The 5,917-nt window shown below is 72.6% G+C and carries 6 protein-coding genes; 4 read left to right on the top strand and 2 right to left on the bottom strand.

The features are described from left to right. Positions 1–94 precede the first annotated feature (94 nt). Complete coding sequence (locus AC51EU_RS26060; RefSeq protein WP_496269525.1) at positions 95–595, bottom strand: cupin domain-containing protein; 501 nt, start codon at positions 593–595, stop codon at positions 95–97. 105 nt (positions 596–700) lie between these two features. Here AC51EU_RS26060 and AC51EU_RS26055 point away from each other — a divergent pair, with 105 nt between their 5' ends. Both AC51EU_RS26055 and AC51EU_RS26050 read left to right on the top strand, forming a co-directional pair. Further along, a complete protein-coding gene (locus AC51EU_RS26055) occupies positions 701–1,255 on the top strand; it encodes a MarR family winged helix-turn-helix transcriptional regulator (protein WP_496269524.1) in 555 nt (184 codons plus the stop codon). Between the two features lie 60 nt (positions 1,256–1,315). Beyond that, complete coding sequence (locus AC51EU_RS26050; protein ID WP_496269523.1) at positions 1,316–1,579, top strand: hypothetical protein; 264 nt, start codon at positions 1,316–1,318, stop codon at positions 1,577–1,579. 58 nt (positions 1,580–1,637) lie between these two features. On the opposite strand, the gene AC51EU_RS26045 is transcribed toward AC51EU_RS26050, so the two are convergent. Beyond that, positions 1,638–2,732, bottom strand: coding sequence for a baeRF3 domain-containing protein (locus tag AC51EU_RS26045; RefSeq protein ID WP_496269522.1), 1,095 nt, complete (start codon positions 2,730–2,732; stop codon positions 1,638–1,640). A gap of 455 nt (positions 2,733–3,187) precedes the next feature. On the opposite strand from AC51EU_RS26045, the gene AC51EU_RS26040 reads away from it, so the two are divergent. Further along, on the top strand, positions 3,188–4,612 hold the full coding sequence (locus AC51EU_RS26040) for a basic amino acid/polyamine antiporter (RefSeq protein ID WP_496269521.1): 1,425 nt from the start codon (positions 3,188–3,190) through the stop codon (positions 4,610–4,612). A gap of 28 nt (positions 4,613–4,640) precedes the next feature. Then, positions 4,641–5,903: an arginine deiminase gene (locus AC51EU_RS26035; protein WP_496269520.1), complete on the top strand. Its 1,263-nt coding sequence runs from the start codon at positions 4,641–4,643 to the stop codon at positions 5,901–5,903. Positions 5,904–5,917: the final 14 nt, after the last annotated feature.

Below are 5,917 nucleotides of genomic sequence, written 5' to 3'. Positions count from 1 at the left end.
GGGCGCTGGACGACCTGTTCGACGGCTTCACCCTCCCGGAGCTTCCCGTGCGGCCGAAGGGGGAGGCTTAGGTCCTGTCGTCGGCCCCGGCCGATCAGCGCGCTGCGCGGGCCCGCCGCCAGGCGGCGCTCTCCACGAAGAAGTTGTCGAAGCGTTCCTGGGAGTCCAGGACCTCCCGCGGGTCGGCGGTGCCCTTGCGCACGCGGTCCAGCAGCCGGAAGTAGTCGAAGCGTTCGATGCCCGGGGTGATGACGATCAGTACGTCGGCGTCGGCGCCCGGCTCGGCGGCGAAGGCGTGCGGGACCCGGGGCGGGACCACCAGGAAGTCGCCCTCGTCCGCGGTGATCACGTCGTCGCCCGCCAGGGCCTGGAGGCGGCCGCCGAGGACGAAGAAGAGTTCGGCGGAGCCGGTGTGATGGTGCGGGGCGGCGCCGTCGGCGCCCGCGGTCAGGGTCACCCGCTGGGCGCTCAACGCCCCATCGGTGGTGCTGGAGTCGGCGAAGAGCCGCACGGTGCTCCTGGCGTCGCCCAGCGTCTCGGCGTCGGCGTCCCGTACCAGGATGCCGCCCCGGGGATCGGGGGTGATCAAGGACATGCGTCGTCCCTCCGTTCGTCGCGCCGTCCCGGAGTGGGACGACAGGAGTGGTTCCGCGTCGGATAGTACGGTGGCGAATTATTAGTCATCAAATAAGATGACGGCATGGCCAAGAAGGAGAGCGCCGGACGCGGCGCGGAACGGCAGGGCGGGACCGGCGGAACGGGCGAGGGCGCCGGGGACGCCGTGGACGTCATCCTCGACCAGTGGCGCAGGGAACGGCCCGACCTGGACGTGTCCGCGATGGGCGTCTTCGGACGGCTGGGGCGGCTCTCGCTCCTCGTCGCCCCCGCCCTCGACGAGGTCTTCGCCCGGCACGGCCTGCACCGCGGCGAGTTCGACGTCCTCGCCGCACTGCGCCGCTCCGGCCCCCCGTACACCCTGATCCCCTCCGCCCTCTCCAGGACCCTGATGCTCTCCCGGGCCGGTATGACCAGCCGTCTGGACCGTCTGGAGGCCGCCGGGCTGGTGGAGCGGCGCCTCGACACCGCCGACCGGCGCAGCTTCCGGGTCGCCCTCACCGAGCGGGGCCGCGAGGTCGTCGACGCCGCCGTCACCGACCATGTCGCCAACGAGTCCCGCCTCCTCGCCGCCCTCGGTCCGGAGGAACGCGAGACCCTCGACCACGCCCTCCGGACCCTCCTCCGGGCGATCGGGTAGGACTCGCGACCGCGGGGACGGTGGCCGCGCGTCGCTCCCCGGCTCGGTAACCTCCCCGCCATGGGGACCTTCGCCGACGAGGCGCGCACACGTCTGGCCACCCTGCTGCGGATGGCAGGGGACGATCCGCAGGACCGTGCGCGCGTGATCGCTTACGTCGACGCCACCGCGGAACCGCCCCCGATCGGGCCGCGCGGTATACGGACGAGCGGCTGCCCGAGCTGCCGGGGCACCATGTGGCGCCAACGCGACACGGACGGCCGCCCCATCGTCGTCTGCGCCCACTGCGGGTGCGTCAGGGAGGCCCAGGAGGACGGGAGTTGACCGCGGCGGGGGTCCCGTGGGCGGCGCGCCCTCCCGGGGCCCCGCGCCCGCGCACGGGTCAGTAACGCAGCACGCAGGCGATGCGCCCCAGCTCGGCCAGCGCGTCGTCCGGCACGAAGTGGACCTCGGCGCCGGTCTCCAGGGACTGCTCCACGATCTCGTCGACTATGTCGTCCCGGGCGCCCGGCGCACCGCTCTCCGCCGGCACCAGATGGCTCCCGTCGTCGCGGACCGTCGTGCGGTAGTGCTCCTCGACGGCCAGCAGGCGCACCCGGCCGGTGGTCGCGTTCTGCCAGACCTCGTCGACGCCCGCGGCGAACGCGTGTCGGCCGCGGGCCGCCTCCAGCTCCTTGAGCACGGCGTCGGACTCCCGTTCCTCCCGGGCCGCGACCACGGGCGCGACGGCCTGCCGCACCGCTTCGGGCGTCCCGTGCGCGAGCCCGCCGTGCGGGAGGTAGGTGGCGTCCTTGGTGGCGGTGCCGACGTCCTGGAGCAGGCTGAGCGCGGCCGGTTCGCCCGTGATGTACAGCGGCCGGGGGTCGGAGGCGAGGAGGGTGGCGACCGCGTTGTCGGCGTCCCGCAGGAAGTGGCGTGTCTGCTCGTCGCGGAAGGTGCTCGGCAGGTCGCCGACGCGTTCCTTGCGTTCGGCGTCGGGGTCCTCCAGGCTCCGGGACAGCGGGAAGCCCGCGAGCTGCTCCTCGGTGACGTGGTCCGCGCCGCCGCTCCACAGGGTGACGCGGTCGGCGGCGACGGACAGTACCCAGTACGGCCGTTCGGCGGCCTGCGCGGCGACGAGGTTGCGGGTCAGGAACGTGTCCGAGAGCACGACGCGTTCGGGCACGGTGCGCGAGAGCGTCCACACCTCGTGCTCCCCGGGGGCGGCGAACAGGGCGAGACCGTCCTCGGAGTGCACCGGGTCGATCTCCTTCAGGGCGAGGTCGAGCTGCTCGGAGACGTCGATGCGCCGCTCGCGGGTGACATCGGGATCGGCCTCCAGCTGCTTTCTGGCCTCGGCCAGCAGATTGCGCAGACGGACCGCGTCCTGTGCGTGCTCCGTCCCCCGGCGGTGTGTCGGCATCAGCACGGACACGGCCGGACGGGGGCGGGGGCGGCGCAGACGGGCGAGGGTGTCGGGACTGAGCAGGGGCTGCATGGGTCACCTTCCGTGGTGTGGGGGACCGGTGTGCGGGGCGGGGCGGCCCGCCGGGCCCCTCCGGCGGCGGCGTCCGCACACGGACCGGTGCGGGAGGCGGCGGAGCGGCCGGGGGCCGTGCCCGCCGGCGGCCCCCGGTTCGCCGCATACGCGCCGGCGGCGGCCTGCTGCCCGCCGTGACGGGGCACGGGATGTTCCGGCATGGTGCCTCCTGCCGAGCGAGAAGTCGCTATGTGCACCATATGGCTGATTTTTTGATCGGGCATGCGGGTGGCGGGCGGGCGGTCCGCCCCCGCGGTGCGCCGCTGCGGGGGCCGGAGTGTGCACAGGGCCGGACGGGTGACCCGGCGGTGGCCCCGGGTCTTCCGTTTCAAGGGAAATGTTCGGGTTTGTCGCTAGTGTCGCCCGGGAGGCGGTGAGGCCCGCCCCGCCGAGCCGCACCGACCAGGAGCGACATGACCACGGCCGACACCTCCGCCGGACCGGCGCCCGCCGCCAAGCTGACGCTGCCCACGCTGACCATGATGGTCGTCGGCTCGATGGTCGGGGCGGGCGTGTTCTCGCTGCCCGGCCGCTTCGGCCGGGAGACCGGTGTCGCGGGGGCGCTCATCGCCTGGGCCATCGCCGGATGCGGCATGCTCATGCTCGCCTTCGTCTTCCAGACGCTCGCCGTCCGCAGACCCGACCTCGACGCGGGCGTCTACGCGTACGCCAAGGCCGGCTTCGGCGAGTACCTCGGCTTCTTCGCCGCCTTCGGGTACTGGGCCAGCGCCTGCGTCGGCAATGTGACGTACTGGGTACTGATCATGTCGACGATCGGGGCCGTGGCGCCGGCCCTCGGCGAGGGCGACACCGTCCTCGCCGTGCTTCTCTCCTCGGCCGGCCTGTGGGCGTTCTTCCTCCTCATCCGCCGCGGCGTGAAGGAGGCCGCGGCCGTCAACCGCGTCGTCACCGTGGCCAAGGTCATCCCGATCGCGTTCTTCGCCGTCCTCGCGCTGTTCTTCCTCAAGCCGGACGTCTTCGCCGCGAACTTCTCCGGCGCCGCCTCGGCGGGCTCACTGTTCGAGCAGGTCAGAGGGACCATGCTGGCCACCGTCTTCGTGTTCCTCGGCGTCGAGGGCGCCAGCGTCTACTCGCGCCACGCCCGGCGGCGCGAGGACGTCGGGCGGGCGACCGTACTGGGCTTCCTCAGCGTGTTCGCGGTCTTCGCCTCGGTCACCGTGGTGTCCTACGGCATCCTCCCCATGAACGACCTCGCCCGGCTGCGCCAGCCGTCCATGGCCGGGGTGCTGGAGGCCGCGGTCGGCACCTGGGGCACGGTCTTCGTCAGCGCCGGCCTGATCGTCTCCGTCCTCGGCGCCTATCTCGCCTGGACGCTGATGGCCGCCGAGGTCCTCTTCGTCGCCGCCCTCGACGACGACATGCCGCGCTTCCTGCGCCGCTCCAACGCCGCCGACGTCCCCGTCCCGGCGCTGGTGATGACGACCGTCCTCACCCAGGTCATGCTGGTCGTCGTCCTCTTCTCGGACGACGCCTTCACCTTCGCCCTCGACCTGACGAGCGCCCTGACCCTCATCCCGTTCCTGCTCGCGGCCGCCTTCGCCGTCCGGACCGCGCTGGACGGCGTGGCCCCCGTACGCCATCTGGTGGTCGCGGTGCTCGCCACCGTCTACACCGCGTTCCTCCTCTACGCGGCGGGACTCAAGTACCTCCTGGTGTCCTTCGTCATCTACGCGCCGGCCACGGCCCTGTTCGTGATGGCCCGCAGGGAGCGGCACCGGACACCGTTCTCCCCCCGCGAACTCGTGATCCTCGCCGTCTCCGTCGCCGGAGCGGTGACCGGCGTCCTCGCCCTGGCCGCCGGCCGGATCAGCCTCTGACCGCCCCGGCCCCGAGGAAAGGCACTCCGTGACCCGCCACGACACCCCGCCCGCCCCCGCGCACGGCGTCCACTCCGAGGTCGGCGTCCTGCGCAAGGTCCTGGTCTGCGCGCCCGGACTGGCCCACCGCCGGCTCACCCCCACCAACTCCGCCGACCTGCTGTTCGACGATGTGATGTGGGTGGAGAACGCCCAGCGCGACCACGCGGAATTCGTGGCGGAGCTGCGCGGCCGGGGCGTCGAGGTCGTCGAACTCCACGACCTGCTCGCGCGGACCATGGCGATTCCGAGGGCCAGGGACTGGCTGCTCGACCGCAAGATCACCGCGAACGAGGTCGGCACCGGACTCGTCGAGGGCACCCGGGCCTTCCTGGAGTCCCTCGCCCCCGGCCCGCTCGCCACCTACCTGATCGGCGGCCTCGCCACCACGGACCTGCCGGACGAGTACCGCTCCCCGTCCGTCGCCCTGGTCCGCGAGTCGACGGGCGTACGCGAATACCTCATGCCGCCGCTGCCCAACACCCTCTACACCCGCGACACCACCTGCTGGCTCTACGGCGGCCTCACCCTCAACCCGCTGTACTGGCCCGCCCGCCACGACGAGACCCTGCTGATGAAGGCCGTCTACACCTTCCACCCCGACTTCGCCGGCTCCACCGTCTGGTGGGGCGATCCCGAACAGGACTGGCGGCAGGCGACGTTCGAGGGCGGCGACATCATGCCCGTCGGCAACGGCGTCGTCCTCATGGGCATGAGCGAACGCACCTCGCGGCAGGCGATCACCCAGGTCACGGCGGCCCTGTTCCGCGACGGGGCCGCCGAGCACGTCATCGTCGCCGGGATGCCGAAGCTGCGCTCCGCGATGCACCTCGACACCGTGTTCACCTTCGCCGACCGGGACCTGGTGACGCTGTACCCGGACATCGTGGACGGCATCCACACCTTCTCCCTGCGCCCGGACGACAGGGCGCCCGGCTTCACCGTCACCGACGAGGGCGCCGGCCGCTTCACCGACGTCGTCGCCCGGAGCCTCGGCCTGTCCGCGCTGCGCGTCGTGGAGACCGGGGGCGATGTGTACGCCTCCGAGCGCCAGCAGTGGGACAGCGGCAACAACGCCGTCGCCGTCGAACCGGGCGTGGTCTTCACCTATGACCGCAACACCCAGACCAATGCGCTGCTGCGCGGGGCGGGCGTCGAGGTGATCACCATCGTCGGTGCCGAACTGGGCCGCGGACGCGGGGGCGGCCACTGCATGACCTGCCCGCTCGTCCGCGACCCCGTCGACTTCTGAACCGCCGTCAGTCC

Source organism: Candidatus Streptomyces philanthi (assembly GCF_059553635.1).
Note: the sequence above shows the minus strand (reverse complement) of the source record. Positions and strands in the feature narration are given on the sequence as shown.